Below are 20,717 nucleotides of genomic sequence, written 5' to 3'. Positions count from 1 at the left end.
CATGGATTTTCAATTAATGCTGCTAACGATCGGTGTGTCATTCATCCTGGCGGTGATTGCTGCACCGATTCTGATACCACTCCTGCGCCGCATGAAATTCGGGCAGCAGGTAAGAGAAGATGGACCTCAGAGCCATCTTAAGAAATCGGGAACGCCGACGATGGGCGGTGTCGTCATCGTGCTTGCCTTTACGCTTGCCTTCCTAAAGTTTGCACCTGCGAAGAACACGGATTTTTATGTGCTGATCGTGGCAACTTTAGGGTTTGGCCTGATCGGTTTCCTGGACGACTATATTAAAATTGTATTTAAACGTTCACTCGGTCTAACAGCAAGACAGAAGCTATTTGGGCAGCTGCTATTTTCTGCAATTATGTGCTTCCTGCTTATCCAGAATGGTCACAGCACGGAGATTGCATTGCCCGGAACATCATGGGCATTCGACCTTGGACCATGGTTCTACTATCCATTCATTGTTATCATGATGCTTGCTATAAGTAATGCTGTGAATTTCACGGATGGTCTGGACGGATTATTATCCGGCGTAAGTGCCATAGCTTTTGGTGCATTTGCCATTGTAGCGATGCAGGCAACTTCACTTCCGGCTGCCGTTTGCGCAGCAGCGATGATTGGAGCCGTACTTGGATTCCTTGTCTACAATGCGCACCCAGCCAAAGTATTTATGGGGGATACCGGCTCGCTTGCGATCGGGGGAGCCATCGGAGCTATTGCCATCGTCACAAAGACAGAGCTCTTATTCCTCGTGATCGGCGGTATCTTCGTCATTGAGATGCTGTCTGTCGTTATTCAGGTCGTATCTTTCAAGACAAGAGGCAAACGTGTGTTTAAAATGAGCCCGATTCATCACCATTTTGAATTGTCGGGATGGTCTGAATGGCGTGTAGTAATTACTTTTTGGGCCGTAGGACTGCTGCTCGCTGGTCTCGGACTTTATATCAACAAGGGGTTGTAATTCATGAAGCATCCGGAGAGTTATAAAGGAATGGACGTCGTTGTTCTTGGCCTGGCCAAGAGCGGCGTACAGGTGGCTAAGGTGCTGCATCAGGCTGGTGCCCATGTGATTGTTAACGATCAAAAGGACAGAGCACAGTGTCCCGAAGCATCCGAACTGGAGGCTTTGGGAATTTCTGTTATATGCGGAGGGCATCCGGATGATCTGATTCATCCTGGAGTGCAGCTTCTGGTCAAGAACCCGGGGATCCCATATAAGATTGCGCCGATTCAAAAAGCGCTGGAGCTGGGCATCGAAGTCGTCACTGAGGTTGAAGTGGCTTATCATATTTGCAAAGCTCCCATCATTGGAATTACAGGCTCTAATGGTAAAACAACAACAACAACCTGGGTAGGTCTTTTGCTCGAGAATGCAGGCTTGTCGCCGATTGTGGCGGGCAATATTGGTACTCCGTTATCCGAGGCAGCACAGGCGGCCAAAAAAGAGGATATCATGGTCGTGGAGCTTAGCAGCTTCCAGCTCAAGGGAACGACGGATTTTCGTCCTGCCGTCAGCTGCCTGCTGAACGTTTCGGAGACGCATCTTGATTACCACGGCGGGATGGAGGACTATATTACTTCCAAAGCCAAACTGTTTAACAATCAAACACAAGAGGATTATGCGGTTATCAACTGGGATGATCCCGTATGCAGACAGCTTGTGCCCTACATCAAAGGGAGAATCCTGCCATTCTCACTGACAGAAACACTGCAAGTCGGTGTATACGCAGACCCTCCCTACATACCGGATGTTGAAGATGATATTGAGAGAACCATCATGTACCGTGATTTTGATGGTGGAATCCATCCGATTATTTCTGTTGATGAGATCAAACTGCCGGGCCGTTTCAACGTTGCCAATGCACTGGCCGCTTGTGCTATAGCCATCGCAGCGGGTGCGGCTCCTACAGCACTATCTGCTCCTCTCTCAACTTTCCGCGGTGTGGAGCACCGAATGGAATATGTACAGAATCATGCAGGTGCAGATTACTATAACAATTCCAAGGCGACGAATGCGAAGGCAACACTTAATGCGCTTACCTCTTTCAAAGAGCCCATCGTGCTGATTGCAGGTGGCCTTGACCGTGGATCCGATTATATGGATATGCTGGAAGTGTTCAAAGAGAGAGTGAAGGCTGTCGTTTTGCTGGGGCAAACGAAGGAGAAGCTGGCTGAAGTTGCGAAACTTGCCGGTCTAAAGGATATTCGGATTGTCGATAATGGAGAGGATGCCGCCGCAGCGCTTGTCGAAGCGGTTAAAAATGCTTCCGAGCTGGCACAATCAGGTGATGTTGTTTTATTGTCGCCTGCATGCGCGAGCTGGGATATGTTTAGCTCCTATGAAGAGCGTGGACGCATTTTTAAAGAGGCGGTGCATAATCTGTAAGTAGGGGGGTGGATAAGCCCCTACTACTTATGTAAGAGGTGGCCTCCTAATGAAACAGACCCGACCGGCGCCTGATTTGTGGCTCGTTATCTGCATTGTGTCGCTGCTCTCCATCGGAATTGTGATGGTATACAGTGCAGGTGCCGTCCTTGCCTTTCGTGAACACGGCGACTCTTTCTACTTTGTAAAGAGGCAGCTGCTGTTCGCGGGGCTTGGGCTACTCGCCATGTTCTTTACGGCAAATGTGGATTACCGGATATGGCGCAACTACGCAAAGTATGTACTCATCCTCTGCTTTATTCTACTCATTATCGTACTGATTCCGGGCATCGGCGTCGTTCGCGGCGGCGCAAGAAGCTGGCTGGGTATCAGTTCGTTCGGTATTCAGCCCTCAGAGTTTATGAAGCTTGGCATGATTCTGTTCCTGGCCAAATGGCTCAGCAAGGATCCTGCCGCAATTAAGAACTTCACTACCGGCTTACTTCCTCCATTAGGTCTTATTGGTCTTGCTTTTGGCCTTATAATGCTTCAGCCGGACCTCGGAACGGGCGCGGTTATGCTTGGTGCATCGATGTTGATCATCTTTACGGCAGGGGCGAGGATGAAGCATCTGATGTTCCTGGCGCTTGGCGGTGTACTTGGTTTTGCCGGATTGATTCTCGCAGCCCCTTATCGCTTAAGACGGATTACCGGGTTTCTGGACCCTTGGTCTGATCCGCTCGGTACAGGCTATCAAATTATTCAATCGTTATATGCGATCGGCCCAGGGGGACTTGGAGGGCTTGGTCTTGGTATGAGCAGGCAGAAATACAGCTATGTTCCTGAGCCGCAGACCGATTTTATATTTTCCATATTGGCTGAAGAGCTCGGCTTTATTGGCGGATTAATTGTACTGCTGCTCTTCCTGCTGCTGGTATGGAGAGGAATGCGGGTAGCGATGACCGTCCCGGATGCGTTTGGAAGCTTGCTGGGTGTAGGGATTGTCGGTATGGTTGCTGTACAGGTTGTTATTAACATTGGAGTTGTTATCGGTCTGATGCCGGTGACGGGAATTACACTTCCCTTAATCAGTTATGGGGGTTCATCTCTGACGCTGATGCTTACAGCACTGGGAATACTACTTAATTTATCACGTTATGCGAGGTGACTTATATGCGCGTTGTACTTACAGGCGGCGGGACAGGCGGACATATCTATCCGGCTGTCGCTGTCGCAAGGCAGCTGGAGTCTGAGGACAAGAACGCTGAATTTTTATATATAGGGGGAAAAAGAGGGCTGGAAAGCAAGCTCGTTCCCGAGGAAAATCTTCGGTTTGAATCTATTGATATTACGGGGTTTCGTCGTAAGCTGTCGGTGGACAATGTTAAAACCATCCTCCGCTTTTTGCAGGGAGTCCGCACATCCAAGAAACTGCTGCGAGAGTTTAAACCCGATGTGGTGATAGGCACAGGTGGATATGTGTGTGGTCCTGTCGTTTACGCCGCAGCTAAACTCGGCATTCCGAGCATTATTCATGAACAAAATGCAATTCCTGGTTTGACCAATAAATTTCTGAGCCGTTATGTGGATACCGTAGCCGTAAGCTTTGAAGGCTCGGAGAAGCATTTTCCCGGCGTGAAAAATGTTCTCTACACCGGCAATCCGCGTGCGACTACCGTGCAACATGCGAGCCGCGAACGCGGATTTGCTTCGCTTGGAGTACCAATGGGCAGCAAGGTCGTGCTTGTCGTAGGCGGAAGCCGGGGAGCGAAGGCGATCAATGACGCAATGATCGACATGAGTGAACGCGTAGCAGCACTTAAGGATGTCCATATGGTATATGTTACGGGGGATTCCTATTACGAATCTACACTTCAGGCTGTAAAAGAGCGGCTGGGCAACATTCCAAGTCATATGCATATTTTGCCGTATGTAAATAATATGCCTGAGGTGCTTGCAGCGACCTCGCTGATTGTGAATCGGGCAGGGGCTTCCTTCCTCGCCGAGATTACATCCCTTGGTATTCCGGCTATCCTGATCCCGTCCCCGAACGTAACAAATAATCATCAGGAGGCCAATGCAAGGGCGTTAGAGAAGGCTGGGGCGGCGCATGTGCTTCTGGAGAAGGATATGAACGGAAATACCCTGTTCCAATCGATTGAGGCTGTTATCGGCGATGAGGACCGCAAGCGTTCAATGTCCAGCATCTCTAAGCAGCTTGGAAAGCCGGATTCAGCGGCCGTACTTGTCGCTGAGATGAGACGGATTGCGAAGAAATAAATCTAACAAGATTAGATCACGGATACGTAAGAAACAGTCCAGTAGGCGATTGTCACACACAGAGGCCTCTTTACATAAGATACCTTATCAAATGTGACAATCACTCTGGGCTAACAAAAGTCCATAGTGTGTTACAACAAATTTTTTTATCCGCTTAAGGACGTTCATTCCCTATGACTGCCTATTCAAAACGCATATACATCGGACGGTATGCGCTGGAGACGATTCATGGGCGTTAATAGTCAAGGGGGGCGGTAAACTCGGAGGTGATACACTTGGACAAATTGGTGATTGAAGGCGGGAAACCCCTATCAGGATCCATACGTATCCACGGAGCGAAGAATGCTGCATTGCCCATCATGGCGGCAAGCCTGCTGGCGGAAGGGAACACTGAGCTTCATAATGTTCCTCACTTGCTCGACATTGAAGTGATGCTGCACATCCTTGAAAGGCTCGGCTGTAATACGAGACATGAACAAGGCGTCGTAACGCTCGATACTTCTTTGGTTAGCTCATCAAGAGTTCCGGAAGATTTAATGAACAAGATGCGCTCATCCATTTTTCTGATGGGTCCGCTGCTGGCGAGATTTGGCGAAGTATCCATTTATCAGCCAGGCGGCTGCGCTATTGGGGAACGTAAGATTGATCTCCATTTGAGGGGACTCGAAGCACTTGGGGCGGTTATTGAGGAGAAGGATTCGCAGATTACTTGTCGGGCGAAGAAGCTGATCGGTGCAGATATCCAGCTTGATTTTCCAAGCGTAGGTGCTACAGAAAATATCATGATGGCAGCAGTAACGGCTTCTGGAACAACGACGATCACAAATGCGGCTAGAGAGCCCGAAATCCAGGATCTTCAAAATTTCCTCAATGCGATGGGCGCTCATATTATTGGAGCAGGCACGAGCACAATTACGATTCATGGTGTTGATCGGCTGACTTCCTGCACGTATGAGATTATTCCCGATCGAATCGTGGCAGGCACTGTGCTGATTGCTGCAGCTGCTACACGTGGGAATGTTACGTTAACGCGCAGTAATCCAGCACATCTCACTTCACTTATACACGTGCTGAAGCGTGCCGGTGTTCAAACAAGTGTATGCAATGATATAATAACCGTGAGCTGTATGGGAAGACCCAAGGCAGTCGATCGTATTGTTACATCACCATATCCGTCATTTCCTACAGATCTTCAATCACAGGTTATGGTTCTGCTCAGTTTGGCTGATGGATTCAGTATTATGAAGGAAACGGTCTTTGAAGCCAGATTTAAGCATGTGGATGAACTCAACGTGATGGGAGCCGATATTTCAGTGGATTTGAATACCGCATTCATCCGCGGCGTACCTCGTTTATATGGGGCAACGGTTGAGGCTACGGATTTGCGGGCAGGTGCGGCACTGGTTATTGCAGGACTCGCAGCGCAGGGCAAAACAGTGGTGGAGCAGGTGCATCATATCGATCGCGGTTACGACCGGATTGAACAATTATTTCAGTCCCTGGGTGCTTCGGTTGAACGACAGCCTGTAAGTTTTGTTGCACCGTAAATTCGAATACCTTCATGGTCATTATATTCAAGTATATTCATGCTACATCAGATTTAAGCACAATATTGCCCTGAAAGTCCCCTCTTTTTGGAGGGGACCTTAAGGCTTTTATGGAGCGGACGTCAATGCCAAAAGGTCAAATTCCTGCTCTCAAAAAAGAGAGCACCCCAAAAATGAAAACAAGCCGGAAAATTATCTTTATTTTGGTGTTGTTATTTATCGTTATTTTTGCAGTGATCTTCTTTAGATCTCCCGTAAGCAAAATTTCCCAGGTTCAGATAGAAGGAAATGTGTTTAGTACTAGAGAAGAAATTTTATCTAAGAGCGGTCTAGCGGTAGGAAGTCCTTTTTTCGGAGCCAATGCATCGGATATTGAAGGGGTGCTGGAGGACAGTCCTCTTATTTCTGAAGCAACGGTGGACAAGCAGTTCCCTGGAATTCTTATCATACACGTCAAAGAGTATGAGACTGTCGCCTACGAATTAGGTTCGGATGGTCAGATTCAAGCCATATTATCCAGCGGTGCCAGCGTCAATCTGGAGGGAAGAGGCATTGCAGTAGAAAAACCGATTCTTACTCAGTGGAAAGCAGACGATCCGCTGAAGACCGAGCTCTCGAATGTGCTCAAAGAAATACCAAATGAGCTGACAACCGATATTTCGGAGATTTTGCCATCGCCGACACCTTCGTTTCCCGACCGGATCAAGCTGTATACCAAATCACAGTTTGAGGTCATCACAACCATTTCTTTGCTTGGAGATAAGGTGAGTTATCTAAACCAAGTCATTGAAACAGAAGAGCCCGGTCTTATCACCATGCTGGAGGCTGATTCCTATGAGCCCTTTCAGCCGGATGAAGAGGACACCGGGGAAGGCGAAGCGGGAAGCACATCCTGAAATAATGGAATCAGCAGCCTATGAAGATAGCACTTTCTGATTGATTAAAAAAATGTTACACTTTAAGCTATGTGCATCTTACTAACGCATCCTTCTTTTTTCTTCAGAATTTAATAGAATCATCGAGGCGGTTCAAACCGTTAATAGACATAGACATACAGCAGAGTGAATCATGCAGCTATTAGGCTTGGAATCAAGCGTAAAGTTCATAATTACACCTAAGATGGTGGCACCTAAAAAATTTGTAGAAAAAAGAGGGAAAGCCTTAAACGTGTTGAATATGTAGAGAGTGTTGTAACTTGAGAACGTATATTACTATCGGAGTCAGGAGGTGCCACAGACTTGAGCAACAATGACATCATTGTTAGTTTGGACATCGGTACATCCAAAGTTCGAGCTATTATTGGGGAAATTAACAATGGAACCTTTAATATTATTGGAGTTGGATCTGCCGACTCAGAGGGAATTCGTAAGGGATCAATTGTAGACATTGACCAGACTGTACAATCTATCCGCAATGCAGTAGATCATGCGGAGCGTATGGTTGGTATTCAAATATCCGAAGTATATGTCGGTATCTCCGGAAATCATATCGGACTTATGACAAGTCACGGCGTTGTGGCAGTATCGAATGAAGACCGTGAGATCGGTGAAGAAGACATGGAACGGGTGTTGAAAGCGGCAGAAGTGATTGCTATTCCGCCGGAACGTGAGATCATCGATGTAGTGGCAAGACAGTACGTAGTGGACGGTCTTGAGGGCATTCAGGATCCACGCGGCATGATCGGTGTAAGACTTGAGGTTGAAGCGACGATTATTACGGGTGCCAAGACTTCCATACATAACTTGCTTCGCTGCGTAGAGAAGTCGGGTCTGAAAGTGAAGGATCTTGTACTAATGTCTCTCGGAGCAGGGCTGCTGTCTCTGTCCAAGGATGAAAAGGGTATGGGATCTGCATTGATCGATATTGGTGCAGGCTCGACCACGATTGCTGTGTTTGAGGAAGGCTCAATTGTCGCCACTTCTACACTTCCGATCGGCGGAGAGTTTGTTACCAATGATATTGCATATGGTCTCCGTACTTTGACTGAACAAGCAGAGAAAGTAAAACTGAAGTATGGATGTGCTTGGCTTGATGATGCAGCCAGAGATGTCGTATTCAAAGTCACTCGTATCGGCAGCAATGTGGATAAGGAGTTTACTCAAGAGGATCTGGCAGCCATCATTGAACCTCGTGTGCAGGAGATATTCCAGATGATTCATCAGGAAATGAAGAGACTCGGTTACACGGAGCTTCCCGGAGGTTATATATTAACGGGCGGCACGGCAGCTATGCCGGGTGTCTTGCAAGTTGCTAGGCATGAGCTTGCGGCTTCAGTAAGAGTGGCCGTACCAGACTTTATCGGGGTGCGTGACCCGGGCTATACTAGCGGTGTGGGTATCTTGCATAACGTGATCCGCAGTGCTAAAATCAGACCCGCAGCACCAACGAGCGGCGGAGGAAGCAATAACAAGAAACCTACGAATCGTGTTAAGCCGAATCCGGCTCCGGAAGAAGAACATAAACCGGGGTTTTTCGAACGCATAAAAAATATGTTCAGTGAATTGATTTAGAACCGATATATGAAATGGACAGAATTCATTTTTGATAAGTGGACGAGCCATCCATGCACACATGAGGGGGAGATGGGAAAGTATGTTGGAATTTGATTTCGAGATGGAGAGCTTGGCTCAGATAAAAGTAATAGGTGTCGGTGGCGGCGGAAGCAACGCTGTGAACCGAATGATTGAGAACGGTGTGCAGGGAGTCGAATTCATTACGGTCAACACAGATGCTCAAGCATTGCATCTTGCCCGTTCTGAACACAAACTGCAAATCGGCGATAAGCTGACAAGAGGGCTTGGTGCGGGTGCTAATCCTGAAGTTGGTAAGAAGGCAGCCGAGGAATCTCGTGACCTTATCGCTAACACGCTCAAAGGCGCGGATATGGTATTCGTGACAGCAGGTATGGGCGGAGGCACAGGAACGGGTGCAGCTCCTGTGATCGCTGAGATCGCCAAAGAATGTGGAGCACTAACTGTGGGTGTCGTTACTCGCCCGTTTACGTTTGAAGGACGCAAGCGTTCGAATCAAGCAGAGCACGGTATAGAGGCGTTGAAAGAAAAAGTAGACACACTGATCGTTATTCCTAATGATCGTTTGCTCGAAATTGTGGATAAGAAGACTCCGATGCTGGAAGCCTTCCGTGAAGCAGACAACGTTCTTCGTCAAGCGGTACAAGGTATTTCCGACCTTATCGCTGTTCCTGGATTGATTAACCTTGACTTTGCTGACGTGAAGACGATTATGACGGAGCGCGGTTCCGCCTTGATGGGGATCGGGATGGCAACAGGTGAGAACAGAGCAGCTGAGGCTGCCCGTAAAGCCATCATGAGTCCGCTGCTTGAAACTTCCATTGAAGGAGCTCGCGGTGTAATCATGAACATAACAGGTGGTGCTAACCTGTCACTATACGAAGTGAATGAAGCAGCTGAGATTGTAACCTCTGCATCAGACCCAGAAGTGAACATGATTTTTGGTGCCATTATTGATGAGAATTTGAAGGAAGAAATTAAGGTTACGGTGATTGCGACAGGATTCGAGAATAAGCCTGCTGCAACTGCACCACCGGTACGCAAGCCTGCTCAACCGGAAGTGCAGGAGAATCGTTCTTCTAACCTGAAGCCATTTGGCAATCAGCCTAGCTCTGATCAATTGGATATTCCGACGTTCTTGCGGAATCGCACCAGAAACAACGGCAATAATAACGAATAAATTTTATTCAAAAATGCAGCCTGCACAAGGCTGCATTTTTTGTTTTCCTCTCAATCCACGCCTTAATTTAGGTGAAAAATCCGACAAAAAAAGTTACAATCCTCCTCCCAAGTTTAGACAGACTTTGAAAGTCTCCCTCCTTATACTGGTTATATTCTTTGATTCGATGATACAAGGGTGGTGAGAAAAACTGGTTGTATACATCGACTTGATTTTTCTGACCAACCTGCTGATTGACTGGGTCTTGTTATTCTTAACAGCTTGGATGCAGCGCCAGAGGCCAAAGTGGTGGCGAATGGTTATTGCAGCGGTTATTGGAGCGTTATATGTGGTCATGATGTTCGTACCCGAACTTACCTTTTTGTACACCTTTCTCATCAAGTTCGGCTTGTCATTATTGATGATTTGGACCGCCTTCGGATTTCATAGCCTGCAGAGCTTTATGAAGACGATCGGCTCCTTTTACGTCATCAATTTTGTGGCTGCAGGCGGTATACTCGGAGTGCATTATTTACTCCAAAGCTCAGGTGAGTTGTTCAACGGAATATTATTCACAACAACGGGAGGCGTGTCGTTTGAACTGCAAGTAGGGTTCTGGTTTATGTTTATTGTCTTCTTTAGTGTTCTATTCATCTTTAGAGCGGTTCATAAGAACAAGAGGAAAGCAGATCAAATGACAGCGTTCTTCGGTGAAGTGAGCGTACGTATTGGAGAAGTGGAAGTGAGCTGCACTGGACTAGTGGATACAGGCAACCAGCTCACAGATCCGTTGACCCGCACGCCAGTCATGGTCATGGAAGCCGCATTATGGGATTCCTACCTGCCTGAGAACTGGAAAGGAAGGATCTCTCAGGTACCCGCTGATCAGCTTGTTATGGAGCTTAGCGATGGCTTCCAATGGCAGGATCGATTAAGGCTTGTCCCCTTCCGGGGAATCAACAAAGGAACGTCGTTTATGCTTGCATTGAAACCCGACTCGGTCATGATCAAGATGAATGGGACGTGCTATACGCCGGCTCGCACATTGATCGGTCTTGATGGAGGAACGCTCTCATCTGAAGGGAAATACAGGGCGATCATTCATCCGGAATATGTGCAGGACCCCATTATCAAACCATCAGCCAGTCAATCAGAAAAGCCGCTGAACGTGGTATAGGAGGAAGTATACATGCTTGTGAAATGGAAGCTCGCCGCACAGCTGCAGTATTACCGGTTCCTGTTTTTGTTCGGGCTGAAGAGTGAGGAGATTTATTATATTGGGGGGAGTGAAGCACTCCCGCCGCCGCTTACCCGGGAAGAAGAAGACTATTTGCTGCAAAAGCTAAAGACAGGTGACCCAGCCATCCGGGCGATGCTAATCGAGCGCAACATTCGGCTTGTCGTCTATATTGCCCGCAAATTCGAGAACACGGGCATTAACATCGAAGATCTGATCTCCATTGGCGCCATCGGTTTAATTAAAGCCGTGAACACGTTTGATCCGGAGAAAAAAATCAAGCTGGCTACCTATGCGTCCCGTTGTATCGAGAATGAAATCCTGATGTATCTTCGCCGCAACAGCAAAATACGAACCGAGGTTTCTTTTGATGAGCCGCTGAACATTGATTGGGATGGCAATGAGCTGCTCTTGTCCGACGTGCTTGGTACGGAGAATGATACGATCTATCGCAACATTGAAGAACAGGTCGATCGCAAGCTGCTGCACAAAGCATTAGACAAGCTGACGGATCGGGAACGGATGATCATGGAGCTTCGTTTCGGTCTTCAGGATGGGGAAGAGAAGACGCAAAAAGATGTCGCGGACATGCTGGGTATCTCCCAGTCTTACATCTCCAGACTAGAGAAGCGTATCATCAAGCGACTGCGCAAGGAGTTCAACAAAATGGTGTAAAATCAAGTCTTGGGTATAACTGGTAAGCGGCTCTAATTGGAATAAAAATACCTCTCCCGGAGATAATGTACATTAATGTTTCTCCTTGGGAGGTAAATCACGATGACCCGTAATAAAGTCGAGATTTGTGGCGTGGATACGTCGAAACTGCCGGTCCTAACCAACGTAGAAATGCGTGAGTTATTTACGAATCTTCAGCAAAATAATGAGCGCTCAGCTAGAGAGAAATTAGTGAATGGGAACCTGCGCCTCGTGCTCAGCGTCATTCAACGTTTCAATAACCGGGGAGAATTCGTTGACGATTTGTTCCAGGTTGGCTGTATTGGCCTCATGAAAGCCATTGATAACTTTGATTTGTCTCAGAATGTGAAGTTCTCCACCTATGCAGTACCGATGATTATCGGTGAAATTCGAAGATACCTGCGGGATAACAACCCGATTCGAGTTTCCAGATCCCTCCGGGATATTGCATATAAAGCATTGCAGGTCAGGGATGCGCTGACCAATATGAACTCTCGCGAGCCGACCATCTTTGAGATTTCCGAAGTGCTTAATGTGCCTAAAGAGGATGTTGTATTCGCGCTTGACGCGATTCAGGACCCCGTGTCCTTGTTTGAGCCGATATATCATGACGGCGGTGACCCGATCTACGTGATGGACCAGATCAGTGATGATAAGAACAAGGATGTGTCGTGGATTGAGGAGATCGCACTTAGAGAAGCAATGCAGCGGCTTGGGCAGCGAGAAAAAATGATTCTATCCATGCGCTTTTTTGAAGGAAAGACCCAGATGGAAGTGGCTGATGAGATCGGTATTTCCCAGGCGCAGGTATCGAGACTTGAGAAATCAGCCATTCAGCAAATGCAAAAGCATGTTAAAACCTAATCGCAACAATAAGAGCTTGATTTAAAAAAGAATCGTATTGCATTATTCTTCAAACTAACCTCCACTTTCGCGTATGCAGCGCGGAGCTGGAGGTTTTATTATTGCCCCAAGCCGACCAAGCCTGAATAAAAAAAAGGACATTTTGGGCGTTCCAAACATATATTGATATAAGGATTCAATTTATAAGAGCGGGATGTGAGGATAAGATGAGCTCAGGAGATCTGACGGTGAGAGCGATGAAAATTTCGGATTTTCAAACCAAGGATGTCATTAATATTGTGGATGGAAAAAGACTGGGCCAAATTAGTGATCTGGAGCTGGACCTGCGGCAGGGACGCATTGAGTCCATCGTTGTACCCAGCTATAGCCGATTCATGGGGCTGTTCGGTGGAGGGGCAGATCTGATTATTCCTTGGCGAAATATTGTTAAGATCGGTTCGGACGTCGTGCTTGTGAAGATGGATGAAGTGAAGGAAGCGAAGCCTGAGGATGCCTATAATGAACGTACAGAGCGGCGCGAAGGGGAACGAAAGGGATTCTAGAAGGAGTCTAGTCTTCCCTAAAGAGACATGAGGGATGATTTTTTGGTACACTGGTATATAGATGTTCCTAAAGAAGAACGAGGTGATATACAAGCATGGAACCTTTTGTGTTGAATAATAAGGACAGTGGACCGAAGCTGTTTGCAATAGAGCCCTGGAATTCCTATTCAAGAAGTAACGGGCTTATTACGGGATATACAAGCCGTGCCGGAGGTGTCGGTACTGAACCATACAGCAGTCTCAACTGTGCTTATCATGTAGGAGACAACCCTGAGGATGTCATTGAGAACCGCAGGCGCATCGCTGAAGAGATTGGAATACCGGCAGAGGCGTGGACATGCGGTGAGCAAGTACATAAGAGTGAAATTGCCATCGTAACCGAAGCAGATCGAGGCAGGGGCTTCTTGAATCGGGAGTCGGCGATTCAGGATACGGACGGATTACTGACGAACGTCCGGGGTGTGCTGCTGACTTCATTTTATGCGGATTGTGTTCCGCTCTATTTCTATGATCCGGTCAACGAAGTGGTCGGTCTCGCCCATGCTGGATGGAAGGGGACGGTTCAGAAGATTGCAGAACGTATGATTGAACGGATGGAAGAGCATTATGGAAGTAAGCGAGCAGATATTCGGACGGCCATTGGCCCGTCGATCGGAAGCTGCTGCTATGAGGTTGATGATTATGTCATGGACCGGGTGAAGGTTTTGTACGAACTTGAACAGGGTAAAGATGAATATGAGGATTCTGCATACAGGAAGGCACATCAGCCTGCACCTGAAGGAAAAAGCATGCTTGACTTGAAAGAAGTCAATCGACACATTATGATGAAAGCAGGAATATTGCCGGATCATATCGAATGTACATCATGGTGTACAAGCTGCCACCCTGAGCTATTCTTCAGTTATCGTAAGGAAGGCGGCATTACAGGCAGAATGGCAAGCTGGATTGGATTGGAAGAGAGGTGACCCTCCTTGTCACTGGAGGAGAGAATACAGCATGTGGATGAACGCATCCAAGCTGCTTGTGAGGCAAGCGGACGTAATAGAGAAAGTGTGAATGTAATCGCGGTAACTAAGTATGTATCTGCCGAGATGACAGAGAAAGTGCTTGGCAGCGGACTGGTACATATTGGCGAGAACCGATGGCAAAATGCCGAGGAGAAATGGAATACGCTCGGCCATCGGGGGATATGGCATTTTATCGGACATCTTCAGACAAATAAAGTGAAGGATGTAATTGGCAAATTCCCATATATCCATTCATTAGACCGATTGTCTCTCGCTCGTGAGATCGAGAAGAAGGCAGCGCAGCTGGATATTAAAGTACAGTGTATGCTGCAGGTGAATATCTCAGGTGAGGAGTCGAAATATGGTCTTCAGCCGGAGCAAGCCGTCCCACTGCTCAGAGAAATACGTGAATTTAATCATATTCAAGTCGCCGGACTTATGACAATGGCCCCCTTCGAAGAAGAATCGGAACGGACACGTCCCGTATTTCGTGGACTTCGTGAACTTAGAGACGACTTGAATAGACAAGCCTTGACCCATGAACCGTTGACCGATTTGTCGATGGGAATGTCCAATGATTTTGAGATAGCGATTCAGGAAGGTGCAACGTGGGTGAGACTGGGAAGTGTTCTCGTAGGTAAAGAGGAGGGCTAAAGGAGATGAGTGTAGTGAATAAATTTATGAATTTTTTCGGTCTTCAGGAAGAAGAAGAGGTTGTAGAGCGTGAGCAGGTCAATACGCGTGTAGAGGAACCTGATCAAGAAGTTGAAACGCCGAGCTTTGATAAACGTAGAAACCAGAAGGGCAATAATGTCGTAAGCATTCATTCCCAAAAAAATGTAAAGGTCGTTCTGTACGAGCCGCGTAGTTACGATGAAGCACAGGAGATCGCCGATCATATCAAATCCCATCGGACCGTTGTTGTCAATTTGCAGCGTGTGCGTAAGGATCAGGCTCTTCGCATTATTGATTTTCTAAGCGGAACCGTTTATGCGCTTGGCGGAGGCATTTCCAAAATCGGCGGAAACATTTTTCTCTGTACACCCGACACCGTTGAAATACAAGGAACCATCGCGGAAATACTTACAGATCACGACAGCGAAGTAGATTACAACAGAATGAGGTGACAGGTTTTTGGAATTCGTATTTCAATTTGTTAACAGCTTAGTTAACATTTATTATTGGATGATCATTATTTACATCCTAATGTCTTGGCTGCCTAACGCGAGAGAGTCTAAGTTCGGAGAAATATTAGGCAAGCTTGTAGAGCCGTATCTAGCTCCTTTCCGTAGATTCATACCGCCTATTTTCGGGATGCTCGACATTTCGCCGATCATAGCCATCATTGCGCTGAGATATGCTGCAACAGGACTGTTAGCTATATTACAAGGAATATTTGCTTAGATCAGTTTTAAATGAATAGACAGGGTGATTATGAAATGCGTACAGACATTTATGAACATTTTCACCCCGATGAACGGGATTTTGTAGACAAGGCCTGGGAGTGGGTGGAACGTGCCGGACAGTATCATGAGATGAAGCTGACGGACTTTCTAGACCCGCGCCAGGCCTATATTTTGGATACGCTGGCGAATCGCAGAGGAGATGTACAAGTGCGTATGGAAGGCGGCTCTGCTAATGCGGAGCGTCAAAGAGCACTGATTGCTCCTGACTATGCTTATCTAGATGGTGAGGATATGGGACTTGTCGTTCTAAGCATTACTTCGGCGGATCAAAAATTTCTGCAGCTCGATCACGGGGATTATATGGGGGCGCTGCTGAGCCTTGGGCTCAAACGTGGAAAGCTCGGTGACATTCACGTCCTGGATGACGGATGCCACACCGTTGTTGCCAGGGAGATTGCAGACTATTTCTCGCTTCACCTGCACCAGGTGCATCGGATGAATGTATTTACGGACATACTGCCGATAGATCAGCTTCGGACGAGTGATGTTGCTCTCCAGATGATGGATCTGACGGTGGCTTCTTTGCGTTTGGACGGGATAGCAAGCGATGTGTATAGACTGAGCCGGAGCAAGATTCTTACACCGATTAAGGCAGGACGCTGCAAAGTGAACTGGAAGGTGGCAGAAGATCCATCCAAAATGCTGCAGGCAGGGGACGTCGTATCTGTCCAAGGCTTGGGGCGCTTTAAAGTGATGGAAACCGATGGAATGACCAAGAAAGGTCGGTTCCGTGTGAAAGTGGGTAAATTTGTGTAAATATATTTGCAGGAATTCTTGTTTTCTTGTCGAAATCTTTAGGTCAGAGTTTATGAAATGATGTGCTGGACCGATAAATAAAATGAAGTTCAATGCCTCTCTAATCAAGAGGTTAATACTATAGGAGGTGGACAGCATGCCACTAACGCCGCTGGACATACATAATAAGGAGTTTGCCCGCCGTATTCGTGGTTATGATGAGGATGAGGTCAATGAGTTTTTGGATCAAGTAATCAAAGACTACGAGGCTGTTATCCGTGAGAACAAGGAGCTAAGCACACAGTTGCTGTCCGTGCAGGAGAAGCTGGATCATTTTGCTAATATTGAGGAAACGCTCAGCAAGACTATTATTGTTGCGCAGGAAGCTGCTGATGAAGTGAAGAATAATTCGAAGAAGGAAGCTCAGCTCATTGTGAAGGAAGCAGAGAAGAATGCAGACCGGATCGTGAACGAAGCTTTATCTAAGTCACGCAAAATTTCGCTTGAAGTTGAGGAGCTCAAGAAGCAGGCTTCCATTTACCGTGCTCGTTTCCGCACACTTGTTGAGGCTCAGCTGGAGCTGTTGAGTGTGGATGGCTGGGAAGCTCTGGAGAACCGGGAGCAGGAAGTTCGTGAGCGTGAGCGCGAAATGAAGGAAATTTACTAATACCAAATACACAGGTCATCTGTCAGGTTGACTTTTTGCTGTAAAGAGGCTATAAATATTGTTATATGTAAATTATAATAAAGGTTTGATGATGGGAACCAGTAAGCTCATGAGTTATTCGTTTACAGAGAGTTGGCGGTAGGTGCGAGCCAATGAAGCGGACCATGGCTGAATATCATCCCGGAGAAGTGAAGCCGAAAGCATGCTGCAGCAGCTGCGATTAAGCCGAACCGTATGCCGAACGTTACATCGGCTCCTTATGGCAGTCGCATAAGGATTAGAGCGCCGTTTATTTGTCACATGCAGACAGATGACGGAACTAGGGTGGTAACGCGAGAACAGTCTCGTCCCTTTTTGGGGCGGGGCTTTTTTATTTTTCTTGGAGTAGTATTACACCATAGGTAACTGATGAAAGGAAGAGATGGATGAAACGAGTTGACGTCAAGGAGAAGGCTCGCGCACGTGAGCAGCGAATCCTGGGAAAATGGCAGACGGAAGATACATTTAAGAAATCAATCGAGAATCGTGAAGGCAGACCTAATTATGTCTTCTATGAAGGACCGCCTACAGCGAATGGAGCACCACATATCGGTCACGTGCTGGGCCGTGTAATTAAGGACTTTGTCGGCCGCTACCAAACGATGAACGGATACCGGGTTGTCCGCAAGGCAGGCTGGGATACGCATGGTCTTCCGGTGGAGCTCGGTGTAGAGAAACAGCTGGGAATCAGCGGAAAACAAGAAATTGAGAATTATGGTGTTGAAGAATTCATTAAGAAATGTAAAGCGAGCGTATTCGAGTATGAGCATAAATGGCGTGAGCTGACGGAAGCGATCGGATACTGGACAGATCTGGATCATCCTTATGTAACACTGGATAACACCTACATCGAGAGTGTATGGAACATCCTGGCTACGATTCATGACAAAGGTCTGCTCTATCGGGGCCACCGGGTAAGTCCTTATTGCCCGTGCTGCCAGACGACACTCAGCTCTCACGAAGTGGCACAAGGCTATGAGGATGTGAAGGACCTTAGTGCAACAGCGAAATTCAAGCTTCATGACCGTGATGAGTATATCCTGGCTTGGACAACGACGCCTTGGACACTCCCGTCTCATGTTGCGCTTGCTGTTAACCCGGAGATGGAATACGCACGTGTTAAGCAGGAAGACGGAATTTATATCGTAGCAAAAAATCTCGTCGAGAAAGTGATGAAGGGTGACTACGAGGTGCTGTCTACCTTGCAAGGCTCTGAGCTTGTCGGCTTGACTTATACTCCTCCGTTCAACTATATTTCAGCCGAAAAAGCGAATATCGTGGTTGGAGCAAGCTTTGTTACGGATGCCAGCGGCACAGGAATTGTTCATATGGCTCCCGCTCATGGTGAGGATGACTACAAGACTTGCCGTGAGAATGGAATCAGCTTTGTCAGTGTGGTGAATTCGGAAGGGAAGTATACCGAGGAAGTTACCGATTTCGCCGGACGTTTTGTTAAGGATTGCGATCTGGATATTGTGAAGCATCTGTCCGAGCAGGGACTGCTGTACAGCAAGGAAAAAATCGAGCACAGCTATCCATTCTGCTGGCGCTGTAAATCTCCTCTTCTGTACTATGCTATGGACAGCTGGTTTATTGAAACGACGGCAGTGAAGGATCAACTGATCGCCAACAACAATACGGTGGACTGGTATCCAGGACACGTACGTGAAGGACGTTTTGGTAAGTTCCTTGAGGATTTGGTGGATTGGAACATCAGTCGTAACCGTTACTGGGGTACTCCGCTGAACGTGTGGGTATGTCAGGATTGCGGAGGGCAGTTCGCTCCTCACAGCCACGAAGAGCTGCGCAAACATGCGACCTCTGAGGTAAGTCCGGAGCTTGAGCTCCATAAGCCTTACGTTGATGAAGTGAAGGTACATTGTACACACTGTGAGAATGGAGTTATGGAACGGACCTCAGAAGTGATCGATGTGTGGTTTGACAGCGGGTCGATGCCGTACGCACAGCATCATTATCCGTTTGAGAACAAAGAGACGTTCGAACAGCAATATCCTGCGGACATGATCTGTGAAGGAATTGATCAGACCCGCGGCTGGTTCTACAGCCTGCTGGCTGTTTCTACCTTGTTCACAGGTAAAGCACCTTATAAGGCTGTTATGGCAACAGGTCATATTTTGGATGAGAACGGACAGAAGATGTCCAAATCCAAAGGAAATGTAATTGATCCTTGGGAAATCATTGAGGAGTATGGTACGGATGCATTCCGCTGGGCGCTCCTTGCAGACAGTGCTCCATGGAACAGCAAGCGTTTCTCCAAGGGCATCGTCGGAGAAGCCAAATCCAAAGTAATTGACACGATTGTTAATACCCATGCCTTCCTTGCGCTCTATGCTGACATCGATGGATATGATCCAGAGAAGCATCCATTCGAAGGATCTGAGAATAAGCTGGATCGCTGGGTGCTGTCACGTCTGAATTCCCTCATTGCAAAAGTAAGCAAGGGACTTCAGGTGAATGACTTCCTGAATGCGGCTAAAGCGATTGAAGTATTTGTCGACGAATTGAGTAACTGGTATATCCGCCGTTCCCGTGATCGGTTCTGGGGCAGCGGTCTGACTGAGGATAAGCTTGCAGCGTATGGAACACTGACAGAGGTACTCTTAACGTTGTCTAAGCTGATGGCGCCATTTACACCGATGCTGTCCGAAGATGTCTACGGTAACCTTGGAGGAAAGGGAAGCGTGCATCTGACCGATTATCCGGTAGCGAATGAAGCTCTGATTGATGAGAAGCTGGAGCAGGATATGGAAACGGCACGTAACATTGTTGAGCTTGCTCGGAATGTTCGTAACGAGACAGGGATTAAGACCCGTCAGCCGTTGTCGGCCCTCATTGTATCGCTCAGTCATGAGTTTGATCTCCCTGGCTATGAAGAAATCATCAAGGATGAGATTAACGTGAAGAGTATTGAGGTGGAGACGAGCGACAGTGGATTTGTTGACTTTACACTTAAGCTTAATCTGAAAGTAGCAGGTAAGAAATACGGCAAGAATGTAGGCTTCCTGCAAAATCATTTTAAAGCGATGAGTGCAGAAGATACTCGTTCAGTTGTTGAAGCTGGCCAGTTCAATATCGTTTCACCGGACGGAGCAGAGCTGGAAGTGACAAGCGAAGAGCTGTTGATTGAGAAAAAAGCAAAAGAAGGCTTTGCGGCAGCTTCCGGCTATGGACTGACCGTTGCATTGAATACGGAGATTACGCCTGAGCTTGAACAGGAAGGTCTAGTTCGTGAGGTGGTCCGTGCGGTACAGGATACGCGTAAGAAGCTTGATCTTCCGATTGAGAAGCGTGTGAACCTGACTCTGGATGTGGATCATGAGCTGAGAGCTGCAATTGAAGCTTTTGAATCCGTCCTTCGCGAGAACGTATTGGTTACAGATTTGACGTTTGGTGCATCGGATGATATGGAACGGGTTGAAGCCGGTTCGAGAACGATTGGCGTTAAGATTCACTAGAAAAAATAAGGAAGCTTTTCCGGCTAAAATGCCGGCAAAGCGGACATAATAGCAAAGAATTGCATGTGAAAGCGAGCCGCTAATGCCGAAGGATAAC

The 20,717-nt window shown here is 47.3% G+C and carries 19 protein-coding genes and 1 other annotated feature; all 19 genes read left to right on the top strand.

Going from position 1 to position 20,717, the window contains the following annotated elements; translation table 11 throughout:
- Position 1 precedes the first annotated feature (1 nt).
- On the top strand, positions 2–970 hold the full coding sequence (mraY, locus tag PUW25_RS18490) for a phospho-N-acetylmuramoyl-pentapeptide-transferase (RefSeq protein ID WP_205052591.1): 969 nt from the start codon (positions 2–4) through the stop codon (positions 968–970).
- 3 nt (positions 971–973) lie between these two features.
- Entirely contained in the window at positions 974–2,395 is a 1,422-nt protein-coding gene (gene murD / locus PUW25_RS18485) for a UDP-N-acetylmuramoyl-L-alanine--D-glutamate ligase (RefSeq protein ID WP_205052592.1), read from the top strand.
- 49 nt (positions 2,396–2,444) lie between these two features.
- Positions 2,445–3,542: a stage V sporulation protein E gene (spoVE, locus tag PUW25_RS18480; protein ID WP_047910867.1), complete on the top strand. Its 1,098-nt coding sequence runs from the start codon at positions 2,445–2,447 to the stop codon at positions 3,540–3,542.
- 5 nt (positions 3,543–3,547) lie between these two features.
- The gene (murG, locus tag PUW25_RS18475) at positions 3,548–4,654 is read left to right on the top strand and encodes an undecaprenyldiphospho-muramoylpentapeptide beta-N-acetylglucosaminyltransferase (protein ID WP_205052593.1); all 1,107 of its coding nucleotides are present in this window, start codon (positions 3,548–3,550) and stop codon (positions 4,652–4,654) included.
- Between the two features lie 275 nt (positions 4,655–4,929).
- A complete protein-coding gene (gene murA / locus PUW25_RS18470; RefSeq protein ID WP_047910869.1) occupies positions 4,930–6,201 on the top strand; it encodes a UDP-N-acetylglucosamine 1-carboxyvinyltransferase in 1,272 nt (423 codons plus the stop codon).
- A 125-nt stretch (positions 6,202–6,326) separates the two neighbouring features.
- Complete coding sequence (locus tag PUW25_RS18465) at positions 6,327–7,097, top strand: cell division protein FtsQ/DivIB (protein WP_205052594.1); 771 nt, start codon at positions 6,327–6,329, stop codon at positions 7,095–7,097.
- A gap of 342 nt (positions 7,098–7,439) precedes the next feature.
- Positions 7,440–8,711 (top strand): cell division protein FtsA, encoded by a 1,272-nt coding sequence (ftsA, locus tag PUW25_RS18460; protein ID WP_205052595.1) that lies wholly within the window; start codon positions 7,440–7,442, stop codon positions 8,709–8,711.
- An 82-nt stretch (positions 8,712–8,793) separates the two neighbouring features.
- Complete coding sequence (gene ftsZ, locus PUW25_RS18455) at positions 8,794–9,912, top strand: cell division protein FtsZ (protein ID WP_205052596.1); 1,119 nt, start codon at positions 8,794–8,796, stop codon at positions 9,910–9,912.
- A gap of 190 nt (positions 9,913–10,102) precedes the next feature.
- The gene (gene spoIIGA, locus PUW25_RS18450; protein WP_205053749.1) at positions 10,103–11,068 is read left to right on the top strand and encodes a sigma-E processing peptidase SpoIIGA; all 966 of its coding nucleotides are present in this window, start codon (positions 10,103–10,105) and stop codon (positions 11,066–11,068) included.
- 12 nt (positions 11,069–11,080) lie between these two features.
- Positions 11,081–11,803, top strand: a complete 723-nt coding sequence (sigE, locus tag PUW25_RS18445) for an RNA polymerase sporulation sigma factor SigE (RefSeq protein ID WP_047910874.1) — start codon at positions 11,081–11,083, stop codon at positions 11,801–11,803.
- A 102-nt stretch (positions 11,804–11,905) separates the two neighbouring features.
- Positions 11,906–12,688 (top strand): RNA polymerase sporulation sigma factor SigG, encoded by a 783-nt coding sequence (gene sigG / locus PUW25_RS18440; RefSeq protein WP_076313232.1) that lies wholly within the window; start codon positions 11,906–11,908, stop codon positions 12,686–12,688.
- A gap of 236 nt (positions 12,689–12,924) precedes the next feature.
- The gene (locus PUW25_RS18435; RefSeq protein ID WP_256209778.1) at positions 12,925–13,230 is read left to right on the top strand and encodes a YlmC/YmxH family sporulation protein; all 306 of its coding nucleotides are present in this window, start codon (positions 12,925–12,927) and stop codon (positions 13,228–13,230) included.
- Positions 13,231–13,325: 95 nt separating this feature from the next.
- On the top strand, positions 13,326–14,195 hold the full coding sequence (pgeF, locus tag PUW25_RS18430) for a peptidoglycan editing factor PgeF (RefSeq protein WP_274337360.1): 870 nt from the start codon (positions 13,326–13,328) through the stop codon (positions 14,193–14,195).
- A gap of 6 nt (positions 14,196–14,201) precedes the next feature.
- A complete protein-coding gene (locus PUW25_RS18425; RefSeq protein ID WP_274337359.1) occupies positions 14,202–14,891 on the top strand; it encodes a YggS family pyridoxal phosphate-dependent enzyme in 690 nt (229 codons plus the stop codon).
- A 5-nt stretch (positions 14,892–14,896) separates the two neighbouring features.
- A complete protein-coding gene (locus PUW25_RS18420) occupies positions 14,897–15,364 on the top strand; it encodes a cell division protein SepF (RefSeq protein ID WP_274337358.1) in 468 nt (155 codons plus the stop codon).
- A 7-nt stretch (positions 15,365–15,371) separates the two neighbouring features.
- Positions 15,372–15,641 (top strand): YggT family protein, encoded by a 270-nt coding sequence (locus PUW25_RS18415; RefSeq protein ID WP_081872297.1) that lies wholly within the window; start codon positions 15,372–15,374, stop codon positions 15,639–15,641.
- A 35-nt stretch (positions 15,642–15,676) separates the two neighbouring features.
- Positions 15,677–16,459: a YlmH family RNA-binding protein gene (locus PUW25_RS18410; protein WP_274337357.1), complete on the top strand. Its 783-nt coding sequence runs from the start codon at positions 15,677–15,679 to the stop codon at positions 16,457–16,459.
- A gap of 136 nt (positions 16,460–16,595) precedes the next feature.
- Positions 16,596–17,105, top strand: coding sequence for a DivIVA domain-containing protein (locus PUW25_RS18405; RefSeq protein WP_076313226.1), 510 nt, complete (start codon positions 16,596–16,598; stop codon positions 17,103–17,105).
- A 79-nt stretch (positions 17,106–17,184) separates the two neighbouring features.
- Positions 17,185–17,460: a binding site (T-box leader), on the top strand.
- A 70-nt stretch (positions 17,461–17,530) separates the two neighbouring features.
- Positions 17,531–20,620 carry an isoleucine--tRNA ligase gene (ileS, locus tag PUW25_RS18400; RefSeq protein WP_274337356.1) on the top strand — a complete coding sequence of 1,030 codons (3,090 nt, stop codon included), beginning with the start codon at positions 17,531–17,533 and terminating at the stop codon, positions 20,618–20,620.
- Positions 20,621–20,717 lie beyond the last annotated feature (97 nt).

Origin of the sequence: Paenibacillus urinalis (assembly GCF_028747985.1) — a bacterium.
Taxonomy (GTDB): Bacteria; Bacillota; Bacilli; order Paenibacillales; family Paenibacillaceae; genus Paenibacillus; species Paenibacillus urinalis.
This window is presented reverse-complemented; position numbering and strand designations above follow the sequence as displayed.